The sequence below is a fragment of the Nannocystis sp. genome, assembly GCF_016714285.1.
In the GTDB taxonomy this organism is placed as follows: domain Bacteria; phylum Myxococcota_A; class Polyangia; order Nannocystales; family Nannocystaceae; genus Nannocystis.
The window spans coordinates 115152-134779 of record NZ_JADJNN010000020.1 but is presented as its reverse complement, the minus strand read 5'-3'; the positions used below and the strand labels follow the sequence as shown (position 1 = coordinate 134779).

The following is a 19628-nucleotide window of genomic DNA, read 5'->3' as shown; positions in this document are numbered from 1 at the left end:
CCCGCGAGGTGGCGAGGGCCGCGGATCGGACCCGGGCGAGCGAGCGCGGGACCGCGACGGCTCGCCTCAGCTCGCGCTCTTCTTGGCCTTGATGAGGTCGATGAGGCGGGGGATGGCGTCCTCCCACTTGGCGACGAGGCCGTAGTCGGCGACCTGGAAGATCGGCGCCTCCTCGTCCTTGTTGATGGCGACGATGACCTTGGAGCCCTTCATGCCGGCGAGGTGCTGGATCGCTCCGGACACGGCGACGGCGATGTAGAGCTCGGGGGCGACGATCTTGCCGGTCTGGCCGACCTGCAGGTCGGCGGGGACCATGCCGGCGTCGGTCGCGGCGCGGCTGGCCCCGAGGGCGCCGCCGAGGAGGTCGGTGAGCTCCTCGAGGATCTTGAAGTTGGCGCCCTCGCGCATGCCTCGGCCGCCGGACACGACGACCTCGGCTTCGGTGAGCGCGGGGCGGCTGCTCTCGGTCTTCTGCACGCCCTTGACCTGGACGCCGAGGTTGTTGACCTGCGGGGCGGCGAGGGCCTGGACGCTGACGGCCGCGCCACCCTGGGCGGGCTCGAACTCGGTGCCGCGGGCGGTGAAGAACACGACCGGGGCGGCGACCTTGACGTCGAGCAGGGCGCGGCCGGACGAGACCGGGCGGGTGAAGGTGTCGGCGCTCTTGACCGCGACGACGTCGGAGACGAGCGGGGCGTCGAGCAGGGCGGCGGCGCGTGGCAGGGCGTCGCGCAGGGTCGACGAGGCGCTGCCGCCGATGACGGTCGCGCCGGTGAGCTTGATCGCGTGGACGATCGCGTCGGCCCAGGCTTCGGCCGTGAAGGGCTCGAGCGTGGGGGCGGCGAGGGTGTGCACTGCTGCTGCGCCGTAGCCTGCGGCGGCGATCGCCGTTGCGGCGCTGCTCGGGTCGGCGCCGAGGACCAGCAGCGCGAGCTGCTTGCCGCTCGCGGCGGCGATCTGGGCGGCGCAGGTGATGCCGGGGAGGCAGTGCGAGCGCAGCTTGCCGCCCGCGGTCTCGAGGATGACGAGTACCGTGCTCATAGAACCTTGGCCTCCTTCGTGAGCTTGTCGAACAGCTCCTCGACGGTCTTCACTTTCTGTCCGGCCTTGCGCTTGGGCGGGGCGGCGACGCCGACGCTCTGCTCGGTGGCGGTGGCGGCGACGCCGAGGTCGGCGGGCTTGAGCACGGCCACGGGCTTGCGCTTGGCCATGGTGATGCCCTTGAGCGAGGCGAGCCGCGGGCCCTCGTTGTAGGCGTGGGTCGCGGGGGTGGAGCCGTTGCGCACGCTCTTCGGGAGGACGATGCGGAGGTCGACGGAGACGACGGCGGGCAGCGGGACGCGCTTGGTCTCGACGCCGTCGTCGACCTCGCGGGTGACGTTGAGGGCGCGGCCGGTCTGGTCCCAATCGATGGTGGCGGCGAAGCAGGCCTGCGGGAGGCCGAGGATGCCGGCGACGCGCTGCGCGACCTGGCTGCCCTCGTTGTCCTGCGACAGCTTGCCGGCGATGAGCAGGTCGCAGGCTTCCTTCTTGAAGACGGCGGCGATCAGCTTGGAGACGGCGACGGTGTCGAGCTTGTCGGGGTCGGCGTCGACGATGACGCCGCGGTCGGCGCCCATCGCCAGGAACTGCGTCACGTGCTGACGACTCGCCTCCGGGCAGATGCTGAGGACGATGACCTCGGCGAGCCGCTGGGTGCCGCCGACGACCTCGGCGAGGCGCAGGGCGGTCTCAACGGCGTACTCGTCGAACGCGTTCGGGACCCACTTGGAGGCCGAGTAGTCGAGCCCGCCAGCGGCGAACTTGAGGCTCTCGTCCGGATCGGGGATCCGCTTGACAGTAACCAGGATCTTCAAAAGGGACTCCTCCTGACGCCGGGGTGTATCGCCCGTGGGCCGGCGGGCTGTCAATGCGTGTGTGCTGCGCGGGGCGGCGGACGGGCGTCCGTGGCGATGTGGGGTGTGTCCGTGGTCGGGGCGCGTGACGGCCGTGTCCGTGGCGGGGGCCTGCGGAGATCGCGGGGCGGCGGCGGCCGGTCTTGCGGCCCGCCGGGGCGTGCGATAGCGTTGCCCGCCTGTGGCTGCTCATCCGCGGGCCCCCTCAGGACACTCGTGATGAATTCCTCCAAGTGCACGCTCGCACCCCTGCTGCTCATTCTCTCGGCGTGTAGCCCGGCCTGTACGGCCCCGGCGGCGGGCCCGGAGACCACGGCAGGGCCGCCGCCGCTGGCGACGGGCAAGGATCCGGTCGCGGCTACAGGCGCCAGTGGTGGCGCCAGTGGTGGCGGCAGTGGCGGCAGTGGCGGCAGTGGCGGCAGTGGGCCGGTGGTGGGGCCGACCGAGATCATGGACGCGAAGGGGGTCGACCTGTCGCGCCTGAGCGAGCCGCAGAAGACCAGCTTCTTCCAGCTGATCAACACGGAGCCGAGCGCCTGCGCCAAAGCTCACAGCCTGGCGGTCTCGCTGCGTGATGACGCCTCGTGCCGCGACTCGCTGAGCGTGTCGCAGTTCATCGCCGACGCGCTGGTCCAGGGCGCCTCGGTGAGCGACATCAAGGCGAGCCTCGAGCTGGTGGTCGACTCGCTGCGGCCGCGGGAGATCAACATCCAGGGCTGCCCGGTCTACGGCAACGAGCGGGCGCCGGTGACGGTGGTGGTGTTCGCCGACTTCGAGTGCCCGCACTGCCGCCAGGAGGCGCCGGTGCTGCGCCAGGCGATCGACCAGTTTCGCGGCAAGGCCAAGCTGGTCTACAAGCACTTCCCGCTGTCGGGCCACGTGCGCGGCAAGGCGGCCTCGATCGCCACGGTCGCGGCGATGGAGCAGGGCAAGTTCTGGGAGATGCACGACATCGTGTTCGAGAACCAGACGACGCTGGAGGACGCGGACATCCGCCGCTACGCGCAGAAGATCGGGCTCGACATGGCGAAGTTCGACGCGTCGTACAAGGCCAAGAAGGGCCAGGACCGGGTCGAGCAGGACCGGGTCGAGGGCGAGAAGCTCGACATCCAGGGCACGCCGGCGGTGTTCGTGAACGGGCGCTACATGAACTCGGCGCTGTTCGGCGGGACCATCACCGGGTGGATCGAGGACGCGCTGCGGCGCTGAGGCTGGGCCCCGCGAGCTCTGCGTCGGTGACGCCGCACTCGTCGACGAGGCAGGCGAGCACGTCGTCGATCACGGCGGTGTCCTGGCAGTGACCCATCGAGTCGCCGTTGCAGCGGCGGACGCTTCGCTCGAGGCAGGCGACCTCGCAGCTGGGGGCGAGCTCGTCGGGGTGGCCGATCGGGTCGGCGTCGAGGTTGAGGCCGGCGTCGAGGTCGGCGTCGAGGTCGGCGAGCCGGGCGGTGTCGGCGTTGTCGGCGAGCTCGGGATCACAGGCGGGGAGGGGCGCGAGGATGGCGAGGGCGAGGAGGATGCGTAGCGTCATGATGTGGGGCCTTTCGTGGGCGCCGTGGGGGCCTGTTCCCGGGACGAGGGGTCGGCCCGGGTGGCGCACGAGCTTGTGGGCTTTCTGGTCGGCGAGAAATCGCGGCGTGACGCTTGCGAGCGGCGGCGGGGGGGGTCCAAAGTGCGAGGACTGCCATGGCCCGCCCACGCCCCTGGATCGAAGCCTTCGCGCCCGCCACTGTCTCGAACCTCGGCCCGGGCTTCGACTGTCTGGGTCTGGCCTTGCGTGGGCCGGGGGATCGTGTGCGGGCGCGCCTGTCCGAACGGTCAGGTGTGAAGATCGTCAGCGTCGAGGGGGACGGCGGGAAGCTGCCGCGCGAGGCGGAGCGCAACACTGCCGGCGTGGCCGTGGCGGCGCTGCTGCGCCGCTACGCGCCGGAGGCGGGGATCGAGTTGGAGCTGCACAAGGGGCTGCCGCTCGGGAGCGGGCTCGGGTCGTCGGGGGCGAGCGCCTGCGCGGCGCTGGTGGCCGCCGACGCGGCGCTCGGGCTCGGGCTGGCGCCGACGCAGATGGTCGACCTGGCCCGCGAGGGCGAGCTGGTGGCCTGCGGCGCGGCGCATCCGGACAACGTGGCGCCGGCGCTGCTCGGGGGCATCGTGTTGGTGACCTGCGTGGAGCCGCTGCGGGTGATCAACCTGCCGGTGCCGAAGGACCTGTGGATCGCCGTGTACACGCCGGGCTGTCAGGTGAACACGGCCGACGCGCGGCGGGTGCTGCCGGCGATGGTGCCGCTGGCGGCGACGGTGCAGCAGGCGGCGCGGCTCGGGCTGCTGGTCCACGCGCTGCACGAGGGCGACCTGGCGCTGCTCGGCGAGGCGATCGTCGACGACATCGTCGAGCCGGTGCGGGCCCAGCTGATCCCCGGCTTTCTCGACGCCAAGGCGGCGGCCCAGGAGGCGGGGGCGCTGGCGTGCAGCATCAGCGGCTCGGGTCCGACGACCTTCGCGCTGGCGGCCTCGGCCAGCCGCGCCGAGGCGCTGCTGCTGATCCTCGAGGAGTGCTTCTCGCTGATCGGCGTGCCGGGCAAGGGCCACGTCGATCAGGTCGGGCCGGGGGCGCGGGTGCTGTCGACGCCGCTGCACTGAGGCGGCGGGCTCACGCGCTGGTGCTGGTGTCGGTGTCGCCGGTGCTGGTGCTGTCGGTGTCGCCGTCGGGGCTGTAGGCCGGGCAGACCTCGGGGTCGGGCGCGACCGCGACGCAGCCGTGGCCTTGGGCCTCGCAGGGCGAACAGAACGGGCGCGCGGGGCTCTGCGCGGCGCACCAGGCGTCGCTCTCGATCGCCTTGTGCACGCAGTGGTCCTCGTTGGAGATGTGGCAGGCGAGGCCGAGGGCGAGGCCGAGGAGGGCGAGGCAACCGACGGAGCGGCCGCGGGCCCGCGCGTGCGCAGCGATCACGCGCGGGAGCATCGCACGCCGCGGGCGGTCGGCGCTACAGCGCGGGGCGAGGGTCGCGGCGCAGCGCCGTGGCGGCGCGCCGGGCCTGACGGCTGGCGCGGACGGCCGCGAGGGTGGTGAGCAGGCCGGTGGTGAGTACGCCGATGCCGATCGTGAGGGCGGCGGTGCCGGCGGGGCGGTAGGTGATCGCCATGGTCGGGTCGTCGGGGTCGACGACGATCGGGCGCGCCGCCAGGACGGCGCCGGCGATCACGGTGGCGACCCCGAGCACGCCGCTCAGCGAGCCGAGCACGAGCAGCCGCTTGCACGGCCGCGAGCCGTGACAGGGGCCCGCGGGCGCGTCGTGCGTGGCGGTCGGTGTGGGGGCGGGCGCGGGGCCCTCGACAGTCGGGGCCGGAGGTGGATCGAGCGCAGGGGGCGGCGCCTCGGGGCCGCTCATCGCGGCGGGGTGGTCGGCGGCGAGCGAGCGTGGGTCCGGTCCGGGGGCGCTGGGCCCAGGGTTGGTCGTGGCGGGCTGCGGGGTCACGGCGCCTGTCCTGTGGGACATGTCCTGCGAGACAGCGGCGCCGGCCGGGGGGGCGACGGCGAGGAGGCCAGTGAGGAGGCCAGTGAGGCGGCCAGTGAGGCGGCCAGTAAGGAGGGCGGGCTCAGCCATGCGCCGGGTGCCGCTCAGCCCGGGCCGCGGGCGGGCGCCGGGAGGCTGGCGGTGGTCTTGCGGGCGAGGTCGGCGACCGGCTGGAGGACGACGCGGACCATGCCGCGCAGGACCGGCTGGTGGTGGACGACGCGGGCGAGCGGGGGGCTGTAGGTGTAGTAGAAGCGGACCAGGTCGCGGCCGATCGGTGAGGACTTGAGGTAGGCGTCACGGAACCAGCGCAGGGCCTGGACCTGGGCGACCCAGGGGGCGCCGTAGGCGGCGGTGGCGATGAAGCAGAAGCCCTCGACCTGCTGGAACTTCTGGGCCTCGGTGGTGATGGCGGCGGTCGCTAGGGCGCTGGTGTTGCCGCACTTGTCCTCGTAGGTGAGGCCGATCTGGTAGGTGTAGTTGCCCCACAGCTGCTCGACGTCGAGGGTGGAGGGCGTGCCGGGGCCGTCGTCCGAGACGACGGTGAAGGGCGGGAGGTGGGCGGCGTCGAGGCGCTCGGGGGTGAGGGGCTGCTCGCCGGTGAGGAGGTGGACGCTGAGCTTGGCGACCGCGAACTCGGGGTCGGCCTGGGCGGGGACGGTGTAGTGGACGCGGACCTTGTCGAAGCTCAGGCCCTCGAGCTTGAGGTCGGTGATCGCGGGCAGGCTGTGGATGTCGCAGTGACCCCAGCCGCCGTCGTCGCCAGTGTCAGCGCCGGTGTCGACGCCGCTGTCGCTGCTGCCGGTGTCGCTGCCGGTGTCGCTGCCGGTGTCGCTGTCGGTGGGGTCGACGGGCTCGCCGTCGCCGTAGGCGTAGACGCCGAAGCGGAAGGTCTCGCCGTTGAGGCTGTACTGCAGGAGGCGGTCGGCGCCGCTGCCTCCCTTGCTGCTGATGGTCTTGTCGGGCGGATGGAGCGTGCCGGTGGCGCCGTTCCAGTCGCCGTAGCCGGCGTACTTGGAGCTGCCCGTGAAGCCCTTGGTGCGCGGGTCGAACGAGAGCTTGTAGGTGACGGAGGGCTGGCCGAGGTACTCGACGCCGTAGTTGTCGAGGCGGGGGTCGACGTAGTGGTCCTTCTCGCGGTCGTAGTCGTAGCTGGGGTTCTCGTCGTGCTCGAGGCTGACCTCGATCCAGGCGGTGAGCGGGCCGTTCGCGGCGAGCTCGGCGGGGACCATGGCGGTGACGTACTCGGGCTTGTTGCCGTCCGGGGTGGCCTCAGTGACGGCGTCGAGGTCGTTGAGGGCGGCGTAGGTCATCGCCTCGGGCGAGTCGGAGTTCTTCTCGAACTCGAGCAGGTCGTTGCGCGGCGGGTAGTAGCTGGTGGCCTTGCCGTCGAAGGCGCCCTTGTCGGTCTGGAACACCGCGGGCGAGGGGCAGGTCATGGTGTCGACGGAGATGGTCTTGTTCTCGGCCTCGGTGAGCGGGCGACAGTAGTAGTTCTCGGCGGAGCTGGTGTTCTCGTGCCAGCCGAGCGACTCGGTGTCGGCCGGGTCCTTGTCGAAGAAGATGAGCTTCGGGTAGGTCTTGCCGCGGCGGTGGGCCCAGATCGGGAGGACCGAGGGGCGCGGGCCGTAGGGGGCGCGCCAGCTCGAGACGAAGTTCCACACGCCGGGGCGGTTGCCGATGCCGAGCTTGCCGGTGGCCTGGGTGACGAGGATGTCCTGGACCCACTTGCCGTCCTTGTCCTCGAGCCAGATCGCCATCTGGACCCTGGGGACCGGCTTGTAGTGGAGCTCGATCAGGAGGTCGCCGCCGGCAGCCCGGGCGTCGCCGCCGTAGAGGCCCGCGCTGATGGTGCCGAGGACGAGGGCGCCAGCGAGGCGCTGTAGGCTCAAGGAGCGCGACATTTCGCCAGTATACACGTCCCCTCGCCGCGACCAGGGGTGCGCGGGGCCGGGGTCGGCGGGTGCTTTGGATCACCCCAGGAGGGTGGCGGCGGCCGTAGGATGGCGAAGGCGTGACCTCGCAGCGCAGCTGGCCTCCGCAGTCGATCGCCCGGAAAGCGGTGGTCGGGGCGGGCCTCGGTCTGTGCGCGGCGGCCCTGACCTGCGGGCCGAAGCAGGCGCCGCTGACGGCCACGCCGGCGCTCGGGTCGACGGCGCTGCGCCGCGAGCAAGGACCTCCGCCGCCGCAGGCGGGGCTCGGTTTTCCGGGGCTGGCAGTGCCGTGGACCCCGCCGAGCCTCACCGCCGGAGATCCCGCGGCCCTCGGGGCGGCGCTGGCCGAGGCGGGCGCGGTCACGCTGTTGCTCGGACCGCGCCTCGCGGGCGACGCGTGGGCGCAGCGTGGGGCGGGCCTGGTCGCCGCGCTCAGCCCTCACACCCGCGTGCTCGGGCACCGTCAGGCGGCGCTCGTCGAGCTGCAGGGGCCAGGCGCGGAGGACCGCGGCGAGCTGCGGACGCCGGGGCGCAGCATCGGCCCCGAGGGTCGGCCGCGCTACGGCTTGCCGGCGGGGGCGTCGACCTGGCTCAAGGGACAGGAGAGCGCGGTGTTCGGGCTCGACGACGCGGTGGTCGAGCTCGAGGCGTGGCAGGCGCTGCCGGCGGTCAGCGTGGGCAGCTGTGAGCCGGTGATGCAGGCGCTGGCGGCGGGTCAGGAGCTGGCGCTGGCGCAGCTCGGGCCGTTCCTCGACCACGCGGACGCGCTGCTGTGGTCGGCGTACCGCGAGCAGCTGCGGGCCTTCGTGCCGGGCTTCGTGGCCGAGCTGGCGGAGTATGGGCAGGTCCGGTCGCGCGCCGACTCTACGGACGACGAGAGCTTCGCGCGGCACGCGTGCGGTGTGGCGTACCGCGAGCAGCTGCGGCGGTACGAGAAGTGCGGGCAGGCGATCGCGGCGTGCCCGGAGGCGCCGCGGCTGGTGCTGGTCGGCGGGGCGAGGATCGCCGCGCCGGAGTCGGGCGTGGCCGCGGGCGAGCACTGCCCGGCGCTGGTCGGGCGCGACTACCAGGCGGAGATCCGTCGCCTCGGGCAGGCGGCGGCGGAGGCCGCGAGCGAGGCGCTGGACCGCGAGTGGACGGTGCTCGCCGACCGCCTCGGCGCGCTCACCGAGGTGCACGCGGCGCTCGAGGACATCTGTACGCCGCGACGTCGTCGCTTCGCGGCGGCGGACCTCGAGCAGGCCCGGGCGCGACTGGTGCGCATCGGCACGGCGCTGGCGAGCGACGAGCGCGACGCGGGCGCGGGTCGCTGGCAGCTGCGCGACGCGGCGCTGGTGGTCCCGGGGTTGGGGCCGAGCCGCGAGCTGGCGCGCTTCGAGGCGGGCGCCGGCTCGCACAACGCGGAGATCGTGGCCGACGCGCGGGCGCTGCGGGAGTTCGTGCTGAGCCGCAGCCTGTGCCGCTCGGGTCACGCGGCGACGCCGATTGCGGCGGTGGTCGGCGCGCCCGGGGTCGGGCTGCGCTTCCTCGGCTACTTCTACGAGGAGGAGCTGTTCTGCGGCGAGCTCCCGCCGTTGATGCAGCCGTGATGGTGCCTTGGCTCGTGCGGCGAGCTCCCGCCGCTGATGCAGCGGTAACGGCTCACCCGAGCTCGCGCTGGGTGCTGCGCAGGGCCAGCTTGATCGCGGCGCGGCTGGTGGTCTGCACCCCGAAGCCGCGGGCGGCGATCGCCTCGAACTCGGGCCAGTGGCGCGGGTTCAGGGTGCGCTGGAGCTGGGGCAGCGGCACGGCCTCCGGGTGGTCGCGCTTGTTGTACTGCATCACGCAGGGCACGGCGTCGGGGTGGCCGAAGTGCTCGCGCAGGTCGCTCTCGAGGTGCTCGAGGGAGATGACGTTGGCCTCGAGGCGGGGCTCCTGCGAGTCGGCGACGAAGATGATCGCGTCGGCGCCGCGGACGATGAGGCGGCGGGTGGCGGCGTAGAAGATCTGGCCAGGCACGCTGTAGACGTGGAAGCGGAGGGCGAAGCCGTGGATCTGGCCGACCGTCAGCGGGGCAAAGTCGAACATGAGGGTGCGCTCCTCGTCGGTGGCGAGCTCGATGAGTCGACCGCGGCGATCCTCGGCGGTGCCGCCGTGAAGGTGGCGCACGTTGGTGGTCTTGCCGCTGAGACCGGGGCCGTAATAGACGAGCTTGAGCGTGATCTCCCGCGCCGCGTAGTTCACGAAGGACATGGCGAAACCTCCTGGCCGCGCGTGCGCGGGCCGCTGTCACGATCACTGGACTGTCACTGTCCCGAGCGGTGGCTATCTAGCGCTCGAGCACGGAGAGGGCGACGTTCAACATCTGGCGCAGCACCGGACGCGAGCTGCCGGCCCGGCCCATGATGCCGAGGCCGTAGATCGCGTTGACGAGGTGGCGGGCGATCGCTCGCAGGTCGCGGCCCGCGTCGATCTGGCCGGCCTCCATGGCGCCGGCGAGGACCGCGTGGATGGCGGTCTCGATGCGCCCGAAGTAGGTCTTCACGACGGCCTGGATCTCGAGGTCGGCGCGACCGACCTCGATCGCGGTGCTCGCCATCAGGCACGACCCGCGATCGCTGTCGAGCACGACCTCGTGCAGGAAGTACTCGGCGAAGCCGCGGATCGCGGCGACGGTGTTGCGACCCTCGAGCAGCTGGACCAGGCCCTCCATGGCGAGGGCCTCGTAGCGCGCGAGCACCTTCAGGAACAGCGAGCGCTTGTCGCCGAAGGTGTCGTAGAGGCTCTGGCGCGAGATGTCCATGCCCTCGAGCAGGTCGCGCAGGGAGGTGCCCTCGTAGCCGCGGCGCCAGAAGATGTCGAGCGCGCGGTCGAGGGCCTCGTCTGGATCGAACTCCTTGGTGCGAGCCATGATGAACCTTGGCCGCCGGTAGCAGGCGGGTTGAACGTAGATGTTTTGGACCATGCAGTCAAGATAGGCTTACCGGACCGAGTGGTCAAGATAAATTTGGACTGAATGGTCAAGCAGATCGGCGTGCGCGGGGCCGACCACGGTGGTCCTGCGCTAGAGGCCGAGGGTTCGGGCGAGGCGGCGCTGCAGCGGGCGGCCGGGGGCGAGCAGGCCCTGCCACAGGACGGTGAGGCTGAGCGGGACGGCGATGGTGATGGCGATGAGGTGGTCGCCGGTGACGGTGAACAGCTGGTGGGTGACGAGGGCGGTGAAGCCGGCGGCGCCGAGGGCCACGCCGAAGATGAGGCCGAGGTGGAGGCCGGCCCAGTCGACGATCGATCGCGCGGCCTGGGGGTTGTTGCTGCGGCGGGCGTCTTCGCGGTGCCAGCGGCCGATCAGGTAGAGCAGGGGGGGCAGCAGGTAGACGCCGTCGAGGTAGAGGGTGCGGGCGACGCTGCTGGTGAGGAAGTGGACGCCGGCCCTGGGCTGCAAGCCGGCGCCAGGGGTCCAGGCGACGCCGCCGAACATGTCGCGGTCGTAGAGGAAGCGGTCGTAGCCGCGGCCGTCCCAGCCGTAAAGGAGGACGAAGAACATCGCGAAGTAGCCGAGCAGCCAGCTGATGTGAGCGGCGTAGCTGCGGCCGTGGGCGAGCAGGCGGGCGCCGACGAGGAAGCCGACGATGCCCTGGGTGACGTTGGTGAGGCCGAAGCCGAGGGTGAGCCAGGGAGGGATCGCGGCGAAGTTGTCGGCGACCTGCATGGTCTCCCACGACGGGTGGCGCAGGAGCAGCAGCAGGCCGGTGGGGGCCCACACGAGCGCGAGGAGCAGCAGGGTGCGGGTGAAGTGGGGGGTGTCGAGCGGCGCGCTGGCGCTGGCGAGCGGACGACCGGCGGCGGCGGCACAGCTGCCGCCGATCGCGTAGGCCCAGAAGACGTCGACTTCAACCATGGGGCGGCTCCGTGTTTGTCTGGTAGCGTGGGCCACGAAAATGGCCCCGCAGGCGGGCTGCGGGGCCGTTTGGAGGCGTCGGGCGGGGGCGGGCTGCCAGACGCGGCTAGACGCAGACGGTGCCCGAGAAGCCCATCATCGAGGCCTCGGCGGGCTTGCAGGTCTGGCCCATGTCGCAGTCCATATCGTCGGTGCACTCGCCGCAGATGAACACGTCGAGGAGGCCGAAGAGGGAGGCGGAGGTGCAGTGGCTGGACATGCACACCATGGCGCCGTCGGGGCCCTTGGGGCACAGGTTGTTGTTCATGACGCTGCCGGGGTCGACGCAGGACTTCTGGCCGCTGAACTGCATGAGGTCGAAGGCGGGGGTGCAAAGCTGCATGTTCATGCAGTCGGCCGACTCGCCGCAGTCGCTGCAGATGTTGGGGATGAGGCCCGGGATCGGGACGTCGAGGACGGCCTCGCAGGTGAAGCCGTCGGCGCAGGCGGCGTCGCTCATGCAGGTGGAGCCGCCGTCGCCCATGGTGCAGGTGGCGTTGCCGCCGGCGATGTCGAGGGTGCAGGCGGTGCCGGTGCCGGCGTCGACGCAGTCCTGGTCCTCGTTGCAGTCGGCGCACAGCGAGATCATGCCGCCGGCGATGCTGAAGCAGTTCATCGACTCGCACTCGTCGTCGGAGGCGCACATCGCCCCGTTGGGCAGCTTGGCCGGCTCACCGGTGGTGTTGGTGGTGATAAAGGCCATCGTGTCGGCGGTGGTCGGCACGTCGCCGCTGGTGGTGCTGCCCTCGACGCCGGTGGTGCTCCCGACGGTGGTGGTCGGCACGCCGCTGCTGGAGGCGTTGGTGTCGTCGGTGCCGCCGGTGCTGGTCGCCGAGTCGGAGCTGCTGGCGCTGTCGTCTCCGCGACAGGCTCCGAGGGAGAGGGCGGAGGCGACGGAGAGCAGTGCGAATAGACCACGATCAAGCTTGAGCATCACGGACAGACTCCTCAGTTCGGGCGGCATGATGCGGCGGGTGGCGCGTGCTTGTCCACTGCGGCGATGAAACGGAGCTGCATCTCCCAGGCGGTCTGCACGACGCGCCAGTGAGGCGTGCGCAGGATAGCAGCGGTGACGCAACTCACGGTATCGCAGCCGTAGAGGAGGATCGGCGTGGTTGCGGCGAAGCGCTGGCGCAATGCCTCGAGGGCGACGATCGTCGCGGCGCTGGTGTCGTCGTGGTCGGCGTCGATGCAGAGGCGCTGCACGAGGATCGCCCGGCCCTCGCGGGAGAGGTGGGCTGCGCCGCGCTCGAGCTGGACGGTGGCCGCCTCCGCGGTGGGGGTGCGTGACCACGTGCCGGGTCGCCAGCTGGCGACGACGCGACCGGGCAGGGGCCAGGCGGCGGGCGGGTGTGCGGCGAGGTCGAGGTCGCGGCGGCCCAGGCCGGATGTTTGCAGCGTGTGGTTGGCGGCGAGCGGGTGGAAGCCGAGGCGCTCGTAGAAGCCGCGGAGCGGCGGCTCGGCGAGGGCGTGCAGGGCGGCGGCGCGGCGGCGGGCGGCGGCGATGGAGCAGGCGACGAGCGCGGGGCCGAGGCCGCGGCCGCGGTGCTGCGGGAGGACGCCGAGGCCGGCGCAGTGGGCCGTGGGTTCAGGCGGGCCGGGTTCGGCGCCGACGAGCAAGTAGCCGACGAGCTCGTCACCTGGCCCAAAGGCCAGGGAGGAGCAGGCCGGGTCGACGCTCTCGCGGGCGAGCTTGCGGCGAAACCAGCCGGGTAGGCGGTCGCCGGCGCCGAAGATGCGGAGGACCAGGGGCTCGAGATCGGCGAGCTCGAGGTTGACGTCGGCGGCCAGCAGGACGCGGTTGTCGCGACGGTGGCGGGTCGCCTGGTCATTCGGACAGGTGGTCAGCGGAGGCGATCAGGTGGTTGGCGCGGTGGCTGGGTCGCCTGGTCATTGGGACAGGTGGTCAGCGCAGGCCGCAGGCGCGGCGGCAGCGGGCGAGGGTGGCGCTGGCGACGGCGCGGGCCTTCGTGGCGCCGCGGGCCAGCACCGCCTCGATCTCGGCGCGGCCGGCGGGGGTGAGCAGCTGCTCGCGGCGGGCGCGGGCGGGGGCGAAGTGCTGCTCGATCTTCTCGGCGAGCAGGAGCTTGGCGTGGCCGTAGCCGAAGGGGGCGCCGTCGCGGCGGCCGTCGCGATAGTAGGTCTCGATCGCGGCCAGCTCGGCGTCGTCGCAGAACAGGCGCAGGAGGGCGACGACGTTGCAGGTGGCGAAGGGGAGCGGCTCGCCGAGCGGGGTCGAGTCGGTGACGATCTGGCCGACGCGCTTGCGCAGCGGTTTGCCCGACTCGAACAGCAGCAGGCTGTTGTCGTAGCTCTTGCTCATCTTGCGGCCGTCGAGGCCGGGCACGACGGCGGCCTTGGCCGGGAGCGGCTCGGGCCGGTAGAGGACCGGCGGGTCGCGGCCGTAGGCCTCGTTGAAGTGGGTGGCCATGTCCTGGGCCATCTCGACGTGCTGCAGCTGGTCCTTGCCGACGGGCACGAGGGTGCCGTCGTGGGCGAGGATGTCGGCGGCCATGAGCACGGGGTAGAAGAACAGGCCGACGCTGGGGGTGATGTTGTTGGCGAGCTTGTCCTTGTAGCTGTGGGCGCGCTCGAGCAGGCCCATGCCGGTGACGGTGGCGAGCAGCCAGGCGAGCTCGGTGACCTCGGGGACGTCGGACTGGCGGAACAGGGTGGCGCGCGCGGGGTCGAGGCCGAGGGCGAGGTAGGTGAGGGCCGAGTCGAAGACGTGGGCGCGCAGGACCGCGGGGTCGCGCACGGTGGTGAGGGCGTGGTAGTCGGCGATGAAGTAGAAGGCGTCGCCGGGGTGGGTGTCCTGCAGGGCGATGTGCTGGCGGATGGCGCCGAAGTAATTGCCGAGGTGAATGGTGCCGGAGGGCTGGATGCCGGAGACGACGCGCGGGGTGGGGGAGGTCATGACATTAGCGGGTGACGCTGAGGCGCTGGCGCTCGGCGTGGTGGGTGAGGGCGAGCTCGCAGAGCTTTGTGAGCACTTCGGTGTAGCCGATGCCCATGTGGCCGAGGAGCTTGGGGTACATGCTGATCGAGGTGAAGCCGGGCATGGTGTTGATCTCGTTGAGGTAGGGCTCCATGCTGGGGCGGTCGATGAGGAAGTCGACGCGGGCGAGGCCCTTGCAGCCGGCGATGCGATAGGCGCGTAATGCCATCGCTTGCATGCGGGCGGCGAGCTCTGGCGGGAGATTGGCCGGGATCTGTAGGGTGGCGGTGTCCTTCAGGTACTTGTTGTCGTAGTCGTACCATTCGCCGGGGGGCAGGCCGATCTCGCCGAGGCCGCTCACGATCGTGGCGTCGTCGCCGTTGCCGAGGATCGAGAGTTCGACCTCGCGGGCGTCGACGGCCTTCTCGATCAAGATCTTGCTGTCGTAGCGGGCGGCGAGCTGGAGGGCGTGGATCAGCTCGTCGTGGTCGCCGGCCTTGCTGACGCCGACGGAGCTGCCCTGGTTGGCGGGCTTGACGAAGCAGGGGAAGCCGAGCTCGGCGTGGGCGCGGTCGACGATGCGCTGGCGCTCGTGCAGGGTCTCGAGGGCGTCGGCGTGCAGCTCGATCCACGGGACCACGGCGACCGGCGGATCTTGGTGGTGCAGCACGTGCTTGATCAGGGCCTTGTCCATGCACAGGGCCGAGGCGAGCACGCCGCTGCCGACGTAGGGGAGGCCGAGCACCTCGAGCAGGCCCTGGAAGCTGCCGTCCTCGCCGTGGGGGCCGTGCAGGACCGGGAACACGAGGTCGGGGGCGAGGGCGCGGAGGTCGTGGACGGGCTCGCCGTCGCTGATGATGCCGGCGAGCGGGGTGTCGCTGCTGCCCGTGCGCCAGCCGCCGTCGCGGCGGATGCCGAGCAGGACCGGGGTGAAGCGCGCGTGGTCGAGGGCGGCGAGCACCTCGGTCGCGCTGCGGAGCGAGATCTCGTGCTCCGAGCTGCGGCCGCCGAAGACGAGGAGGAGGCGTTTGGCTGGCATGGCTGGCACGAAGCTACCAACGCGGCCGGCGCCTGGCGACTTCCTATGGCAGGCGATCGAGGTGCGCGAGCAATGCGAGGACGACGCGGTCCTGGACGCGGCGGTGGTGGGTCGCGGGGCCGTCGCCGTTGATGAGGACGCTGAAGCCGAGGGCGGCGCGGCCGTCGGCGCTGGCGGCCACGCCGGAGAGGGCGCTGACGCCGGAGATCGTGCCGGTCTTGCCGCGCACGCGGCCGTCGCTGGCGGTGAGGCGGCGGCGCAGCGTGCCCTCGCCGCCGGCGCTGGCGAGGGTCGGCATGAGGGCGGCGGCGGGTGAGCCCTCCTCGCGGGTGCGGGCGAGCAGGGCGACGAGGGCTCGCGGGCTGACGCGGCCGTGGCGGCTGAGGCCGGCGCCGTTCTCGAACTCGAGGTCCGCGGGATCGAGGCCGAGCGCGGACCACAGGGCGAGCACGGCGATGCGGCCGGTGTGCCACGAGCCGGGGGCGCCGGACATGCGCCAGCCGACGGTGCGAAGGACCTGCTCGCTGGTGAAGTTGTTGGAGAACTTGAGCGAGCTGGCGAGGACCTGGACGAGCGGGGCGGAGTGGTGGACCGCGAGGTCGCGAGCGTGGGTTGGGGCGCGGCCGCGGGTGACGGGGAGCGGCGCGTCGTTGGTGTTGTCGGCGAGTTGGCGCAGGAGCTCGGCGAAGGCGTGGCCGGTGAACAGGGCGGGGTCGGCGACGCGGCGGCGGACGGTGACGGGGGCGTGGCCGGCGGGGAGGGCTCCGTCGAGCTCGAAGACGGTGAGGTCGTCGGCGTCGCGGCTGACGACGCGGAGCTCGCGGCCGCGGCCGGTGCGGATCTCGCCTTGCAGGCGCAGGTGGGCGCTGGCGGGGGTGAGGTCGACGCTGGCGGGTTGGCCGGGGGTGGTCGGGCGGATCGTGGCGACGGCGGTGTTGAAGGCGAGGGACAGGGCGCCGCTCGGGGCGGTGTAGCTGGCGCCGTCGCCCTGGGCGCTGTAGCCGGGGCCGTAGCGCTCGGGGCTGAAGGCGCTGTCGTCGACGAGGATCTTGCGGATGCCGAGGTGGGCTCCGGCGGCGACGATCTCGCTGGCGAGGGCGTGGAGGTCGGCGAGCTGGAGGCTCGGGTCGCCCTCGCCGACGAGGATCAGGGCGTCGTCGACGCGGAGCACGCGGGTGGCGAAGCGGTAGTCGGGGCCGAGCAGCTCGACCGCCGCGATCGCGGTGACGAGCTTCTGGTTGGAGGCGGGGTTGTAGTGCTCGTCGCCGCGGTGGTCGAACAGGGCGCGGCCGCTGTCGAGGTCGCGGACGTGCACGCCGATGCGGGCGCCGCCGGCCCGGCGCACGACGGCGGCGAGCTGCTGGCGCAGGGCGAGGAGGCGGGCGCCCTGGGCCTCGGCGGCGGGGAGCGGGCGCGGGTGGGCGCGCAGGGTGGCCAGGCGGGCGGCGATCGTGGTCGGCCAGTCGGGCTCGTGGCGGGTGTCCGCGGGGACAGGTTGCGTGGGGCTGTCCGTGGGGACAGCTGCGGCGAGGCTGTTAAACCTGTCCGTGGGGACAGATTGCGCGGGGCTGTCCGTGGGGGCAGGTCGGGGGAGGACCGCGGCGAGCGAGCTGGGCGCGTCGGACGGGCCGGCGACGGCGAGGCCGGCGTGGGCGGCGATCAGCGCGAGGAAGAAGCTGGCGATCTGGGGGAGCGGGCGAGCCACGGTGCGGGCCTCGAGGGAGAGGGGCAGCACGACCGATCTACCCGCGAGGGGCCGGCGGACAAAAAAACTGGCGGCGTGTGCCGGCTCGAGGGCCGATGCTGGGCCGGGCTGGCGGCGTGTGCTGGTCGCGGCGACCTGGCGTGAGGGACAGGTGCCGGGAGGGGCGCGGGTGTTCAGGGGCCGGGCGCACGAAGGGCCGGCGGACCGAGGTGGGCGGCTCGGGAGAGCCGCGGCGCCTGGTCGGCCGGCCGCAGGAGGATGAGGATCCTCGGACCTCGGACTCGAGGGCTTCTCAGGCCTTGTCGGCCTTGTCCGCTTTCTCGGTGCGCGGGGCCTTCTCCTTCTCCTTCTTGACCTTGCTCTTCTTGCCCGCGGGCTCGGCGGCCTGGAGGGGGTTCTTGGACTGGCGCTGGGCCCGGACCTCGAGCGCCCGCCGCTTGAGGCGGAGGTGGAGCTTGGTCTGGCGCTTGCGCTGGTTCATCTTCGGCGTGCGGCGGTTGTCTCCGTATCCCATGGTCGAAACTCGTGCTCTTGAAGGAGTGGACGGGTCCTGCAGGCAGGTAGTCCCGGGGGGGCGGAGCATGGACGAGGCCGCTCCGGGGGTCAAGCGTCTGTTACCATCCGCGCGCCATGCTCGACATCAAGCTGCTACGCGACGACAGCCAGGCGATCGCCCAGAACCTCGCCGACCGGCACGCCCGGGTGTACGCGGATCTCGGGCCCGGGGACGGGCCGGACTGGGCGGCGCGGACGGTGGAGCGGCTGGTGGCGCTGGACCGGCGCTACCTCGATCTGCTGCAGCGGCAGGACGAGTGCAGGCGGGCGGCCAACGAGACCAGCGCCGGGATGAAGGCGGTCGGGAAGCTCGAGAAGGCGGCGCAGGCGGCGGCGCGTGAGCTGCTGATCGAGGAGGGTCGGCGGCTGCGCGAGCTGGAGAAGCAGCTGGCGGTCGAGACCGAGGCGGCGCTGCAGGAGCGCGACGAGGTGTGGAGCCGGGTGCCGAACCTGACGCATCCGGACACGCCGCGCGGGGCGAGGGACGAGGATCACCGCGAGCTGCGGCGGGTCGGCGTGCCGCGTGACTTCGCGGCGGAGGGCTTCGTGCCGGGCGATCACCTGGCGGTGGCCGAGGCGCTCGACCTGGTGGACTTCGCCAGCGGGGCCAAGGTCGCGGGGCAGAAGTTCTACTACCTCAAGAACGAGGCGGTGCTGCTGGACCTTGCGTTGCAGCATTACGCGCTGGGGGTCGCGCGCAGGCACGGCTTCACCTTGCACGTGACGCCGGACCTGGCGCGCGAGGAGATCTTGCGCGGGCTCGGCTTCAACCCGCGGGGCGAGTCGACGCAGATCTACAGCATCGCCGACAGCGACCTGTGCCTGGTGGGCACCGCCGAGATCACCCTGGGCGGCATGCTGGCCGACACGATCCTCGAGGAGGACCAGCTGCCGCTGCTGCTCGCCGGGGTGTCGCACTGCTTTCGCACCGAGGCGGGCTCGGCGGGGCAGGAGTCGCGCGGGCTCTACCGCGTGCATCAATTCACGAAGGTCGAGCTGTTCGCGTTCGTGTCGGCGGAGGATGACGCGAGCGAGCTGATGCACGCGAAGCTGCTGGCGATCGAGGAGGAGATCTTTCAGGGGCTGGGGATCCCGTACCGCGTGATCGACATCGCCAGCGGCGACCTCGGCGGGCCGGCGTACCGCAAGTTCGACCTCGAGGCGTGGATGCCGGGGCGCGGCGCGTACGGCGAGATCACGAGCACGAGCAACTGCACCGATTATCAGGCGCGGCGGCTGAAGATCCGCTACCGGCCGCTGGCGCCGGATGGCAGCAAGCAGAAGCCGCGGCACGTGCATATGCTGAATGGCACGGCGGTGGCGTGCTCGCGGGCGCTGGTGGCGATCTTTGAGAACTACCAGCAGGCCGACGGGAGCGTGGTGGTGCCGGAGCGCTTGCAGCCGGTGGTGGGGATGGAGCGCATCCGCCGGCGCTGAGGCGGCAGGTGCTGAGAGAGAAAGGGAGGCCACGCCATGATGATCTTTGCCCACCGTGGAGCGAGCGACGCTCGCCTCGAGAACACACTCCCGGCGTTCCTGCACGCGCTCGAGCGGGGGGCCGACGGGGTCGAGCTCGACGTGCAGCTGAGCCGCGACGGCGAGGTGATCGTGTTCCACGACGCCGACCTGCTGCGGCTGGCGGGGCGGCACGAGCGGGTCGAGCACTTGACCTGGGAGGAGCTGTCGGCGGTGACGCTGCTGCGCGGCGGCAAGATCCCGCGGCTGCGTGATCTGCTGGGGGTATGGCCGACGGATCGCTGGCTCAACGTGGAGCTCAAGGCCGGCGGGGCGCAGATCGGGCGCGAGGCGGTGCGGGTGCTGTCGGGGCGGCCGCGGGTGCTGCTCAGCAGCTTCGACCCGCGCATGCTGCTGGCCGCGCGGGGGGCGGGCAGCGCCTACGAGCACGCGCTGTTGCTGGCGGCCGAGAGCCCGCCCTTCTTGCATGTGAACGGGGCGCAGGCGTTCGGCTGCGCCTCGGTGCACCTCGATCACCGGCTGTGCACGGCCGCGACGGTGCGGCGATATCACGGGCAGGGCTTGCAGGTAGGGGTGTGGACGGTGAACAGCCCGCTGCGCAAGCGAGAGGTGGAGGGCTGGGGGGTCGAGCGGATCATGACTGATAGCCCGTGATGGG

20 protein-coding genes are annotated in these 19628 nt (G+C 72.2%); 5 read left to right on the top strand and 15 right to left on the bottom strand.

Annotated elements, in window-relative coordinates; translation table 11 throughout:
• Positions 1-66: 66 nt before the first annotated feature.
• On the bottom strand, positions 67-1041 hold the full coding sequence (locus IPJ59_RS27675; protein WP_293274022.1) for an electron transfer flavoprotein subunit alpha/FixB family protein: 975 nt from the start codon (positions 1039-1041) through the stop codon (positions 67-69).
• Positions 1038-1856 carry an electron transfer flavoprotein subunit beta/FixA family protein gene (locus IPJ59_RS27670; RefSeq protein WP_293274021.1) on the bottom strand — a complete coding sequence of 273 codons (819 nt, stop codon included), beginning with the start codon at positions 1854-1856 and terminating at the stop codon, positions 1038-1040. The genes IPJ59_RS27675 and IPJ59_RS27670 overlap by 4 nt, the downstream gene beginning before the upstream one ends.
• Before the next feature lie 258 nt (positions 1857-2114).
• Between IPJ59_RS27670 and IPJ59_RS27665 the strand changes: the two genes are divergently transcribed.
• A complete protein-coding gene (locus IPJ59_RS27665) occupies positions 2115-3104 on the top strand; it encodes a DsbA family protein (protein ID WP_293274020.1) in 990 nt (329 codons plus the stop codon).
• Here the strand turns inward: IPJ59_RS27665 and IPJ59_RS27660 are convergent.
• On the bottom strand, positions 3070-3426 hold the full coding sequence (locus tag IPJ59_RS27660) for a hypothetical protein (RefSeq protein ID WP_293274019.1): 357 nt from the start codon (positions 3424-3426) through the stop codon (positions 3070-3072). The two genes, IPJ59_RS27665 and IPJ59_RS27660, sit on opposite strands and share 35 nt — an antisense overlap.
• A gap of 155 nt (positions 3427-3581) precedes the next feature.
• Between IPJ59_RS27660 and IPJ59_RS27655 the strand changes: the two genes are divergently transcribed.
• A complete protein-coding gene (locus IPJ59_RS27655) occupies positions 3582-4532 on the top strand; it encodes a homoserine kinase (protein WP_293274018.1) in 951 nt (316 codons plus the stop codon).
• Between the two features lie 10 nt (positions 4533-4542).
• Here the strand turns inward: IPJ59_RS27655 and IPJ59_RS27650 are convergent, their stop codons facing one another.
• The 3 genes from IPJ59_RS27650 to IPJ59_RS27640 are packed head-to-tail and all read right to left on the bottom strand — an operon-like array spanning position 4543 to position 7311.
• Positions 4543-4842, bottom strand: a complete 300-nt coding sequence (locus IPJ59_RS27650) for a hypothetical protein (protein ID WP_293258691.1) — start codon at positions 4840-4842, stop codon at positions 4543-4545.
• 34 nt (positions 4843-4876) lie between these two features.
• Positions 4877-5497 carry a hypothetical protein gene (locus IPJ59_RS27645; RefSeq protein WP_293274017.1) on the bottom strand — a complete coding sequence of 207 codons (621 nt, stop codon included), beginning with the start codon at positions 5495-5497 and terminating at the stop codon, positions 4877-4879.
• 14 nt (positions 5498-5511) lie between these two features.
• Complete coding sequence (locus tag IPJ59_RS27640; protein WP_293274016.1) at positions 5512-7311, bottom strand: CFI-box-CTERM domain-containing protein; 1800 nt, start codon at positions 7309-7311, stop codon at positions 5512-5514.
• A gap of 110 nt (positions 7312-7421) precedes the next feature.
• Here IPJ59_RS27640 and IPJ59_RS27635 point away from each other — a divergent pair, with 110 nt between their 5' ends.
• Positions 7422-8930, top strand: a complete 1509-nt coding sequence (locus IPJ59_RS27635) for a hypothetical protein (RefSeq protein ID WP_293274015.1) — start codon at positions 7422-7424, stop codon at positions 8928-8930.
• A 52-nt stretch (positions 8931-8982) separates the two neighbouring features.
• On the opposite strand, the gene IPJ59_RS27630 is transcribed toward IPJ59_RS27635, so the two are convergent.
• The 9 genes from IPJ59_RS27630 to IPJ59_RS27590 all read right to left on the bottom strand — a co-directional run bounded on the left by IPJ59_RS27630 (position 8983) and on the right by IPJ59_RS27590 (position 17453).
• Positions 8983-9573 (bottom strand): GTP-binding protein, encoded by a 591-nt coding sequence (locus tag IPJ59_RS27630; RefSeq protein ID WP_293258682.1) that lies wholly within the window; start codon positions 9571-9573, stop codon positions 8983-8985.
• 76 nt (positions 9574-9649) lie between these two features.
• Positions 9650-10285 (bottom strand): TetR/AcrR family transcriptional regulator, encoded by a 636-nt coding sequence (locus tag IPJ59_RS27625; RefSeq protein ID WP_293274014.1) that lies wholly within the window; start codon positions 10283-10285, stop codon positions 9650-9652.
• Positions 10286-10384: 99 nt separating this feature from the next.
• Positions 10385-11218, bottom strand: a complete 834-nt coding sequence (locus IPJ59_RS27620; protein ID WP_293274013.1) for a hypothetical protein — start codon at positions 11216-11218, stop codon at positions 10385-10387.
• A gap of 106 nt (positions 11219-11324) precedes the next feature.
• Positions 11325-12191, bottom strand: a complete 867-nt coding sequence (locus IPJ59_RS27615) for a hypothetical protein (protein WP_293274012.1) — start codon at positions 12189-12191, stop codon at positions 11325-11327.
• 14 nt (positions 12192-12205) lie between these two features.
• On the bottom strand, positions 12206-12994 hold the full coding sequence (locus IPJ59_RS27610) for a GNAT family N-acetyltransferase (RefSeq protein WP_293274058.1): 789 nt from the start codon (positions 12992-12994) through the stop codon (positions 12206-12208).
• A 169-nt stretch (positions 12995-13163) separates the two neighbouring features.
• Complete coding sequence (gene trpS, locus IPJ59_RS27605; RefSeq protein ID WP_293274011.1) at positions 13164-14174, bottom strand: tryptophan--tRNA ligase; 1011 nt, start codon at positions 14172-14174, stop codon at positions 13164-13166.
• Between the two features lie 4 nt (positions 14175-14178).
• Positions 14179-15234 (bottom strand): D-alanine--D-alanine ligase family protein, encoded by a 1056-nt coding sequence (locus tag IPJ59_RS27600; protein WP_293258670.1) that lies wholly within the window; start codon positions 15232-15234, stop codon positions 14179-14181.
• A 43-nt stretch (positions 15235-15277) separates the two neighbouring features.
• Complete coding sequence (gene dacB / locus IPJ59_RS27595; RefSeq protein WP_293274010.1) at positions 15278-16969, bottom strand: D-alanyl-D-alanine carboxypeptidase/D-alanyl-D-alanine endopeptidase; 1692 nt, start codon at positions 16967-16969, stop codon at positions 15278-15280.
• A gap of 262 nt (positions 16970-17231) precedes the next feature.
• Complete coding sequence (locus tag IPJ59_RS27590; protein ID WP_293258666.1) at positions 17232-17453, bottom strand: hypothetical protein; 222 nt, start codon at positions 17451-17453, stop codon at positions 17232-17234.
• 116 nt (positions 17454-17569) lie between these two features.
• Here IPJ59_RS27590 and serS point away from each other — a divergent pair, with 116 nt between their 5' ends.
• Together serS and IPJ59_RS27580 are read left to right on the top strand one after the other, a co-directional pair.
• Positions 17570-18931, top strand: coding sequence for a serine--tRNA ligase (gene serS / locus IPJ59_RS27585; RefSeq protein WP_293274009.1), 1362 nt, complete (start codon positions 17570-17572; stop codon positions 18929-18931).
• Between the two features lie 36 nt (positions 18932-18967).
• Positions 18968-19624: a glycerophosphodiester phosphodiesterase gene (locus IPJ59_RS27580; protein ID WP_293274008.1), complete on the top strand. Its 657-nt coding sequence runs from the start codon at positions 18968-18970 to the stop codon at positions 19622-19624.
• Positions 19625-19628 lie beyond the last annotated feature (4 nt).

Excerpts from the sequence above, each read along its gene's own strand:
- trpS (WP_293274011.1), bottom strand. The coding sequence starts at position 14,174 with ATGACCTCCCCCACCCCGCGCGTCGTCTCCGGCATCCAGCCCTCCGGC.
- IPJ59_RS27660 (WP_293274019.1), bottom strand. The coding sequence starts at position 3,426 with ATGACGCTACGCATCCTCCTCGCCCTCGCCATCCTCGCGCCCCTCCCC.
- IPJ59_RS27630 (WP_293258682.1), bottom strand. The coding sequence starts at position 9,573 with ATGTCCTTCGTGAACTACGCGGCGCGGGAGATCACGCTCAAGCTCGTC.
- IPJ59_RS27675 (WP_293274022.1), bottom strand. The coding sequence starts at position 1,041 with ATGAGCACGGTACTCGTCATCCTCGAGACCGCGGGCGGCAAGCTGCGC.
- IPJ59_RS27615 (WP_293274012.1), bottom strand. The coding sequence starts at position 12,191 with ATGCTCAAGCTTGATCGTGGTCTATTCGCACTGCTCTCCGTCGCCTCC.
- serS (WP_293274009.1), top strand. The coding sequence starts at position 17,570 with ATGCTCGACATCAAGCTGCTACGCGACGACAGCCAGGCGATCGCCCAG.
- IPJ59_RS27590 (WP_293258666.1), bottom strand. The coding sequence starts at position 17,453 with ATGGGATACGGAGACAACCGCCGCACGCCGAAGATGAACCAGCGCAAG.
- IPJ59_RS27580 (WP_293274008.1), top strand. The coding sequence starts at position 18,968 with ATGATGATCTTTGCCCACCGTGGAGCGAGCGACGCTCGCCTCGAGAAC.
- IPJ59_RS27600 (WP_293258670.1), bottom strand. The coding sequence starts at position 15,234 with ATGCCAGCCAAACGCCTCCTCCTCGTCTTCGGCGGCCGCAGCTCGGAG.
- IPJ59_RS27655 (WP_293274018.1), top strand. The coding sequence starts at position 3,582 with ATGGCCCGCCCACGCCCCTGGATCGAAGCCTTCGCGCCCGCCACTGTC.
- IPJ59_RS27625 (WP_293274014.1), bottom strand. The coding sequence starts at position 10,285 with ATGGTCCAAAACATCTACGTTCAACCCGCCTGCTACCGGCGGCCAAGG.
- IPJ59_RS27665 (WP_293274020.1), top strand. The coding sequence starts at position 2,115 with ATGAATTCCTCCAAGTGCACGCTCGCACCCCTGCTGCTCATTCTCTCG.
- IPJ59_RS27620 (WP_293274013.1), bottom strand. The coding sequence starts at position 11,218 with ATGGTTGAAGTCGACGTCTTCTGGGCCTACGCGATCGGCGGCAGCTGT.
- IPJ59_RS27640 (WP_293274016.1), bottom strand. The coding sequence starts at position 7,311 with ATGTCGCGCTCCTTGAGCCTACAGCGCCTCGCTGGCGCCCTCGTCCTC.
- IPJ59_RS27645 (WP_293274017.1), bottom strand. The coding sequence starts at position 5,497 with ATGGCTGAGCCCGCCCTCCTTACTGGCCGCCTCACTGGCCGCCTCACT.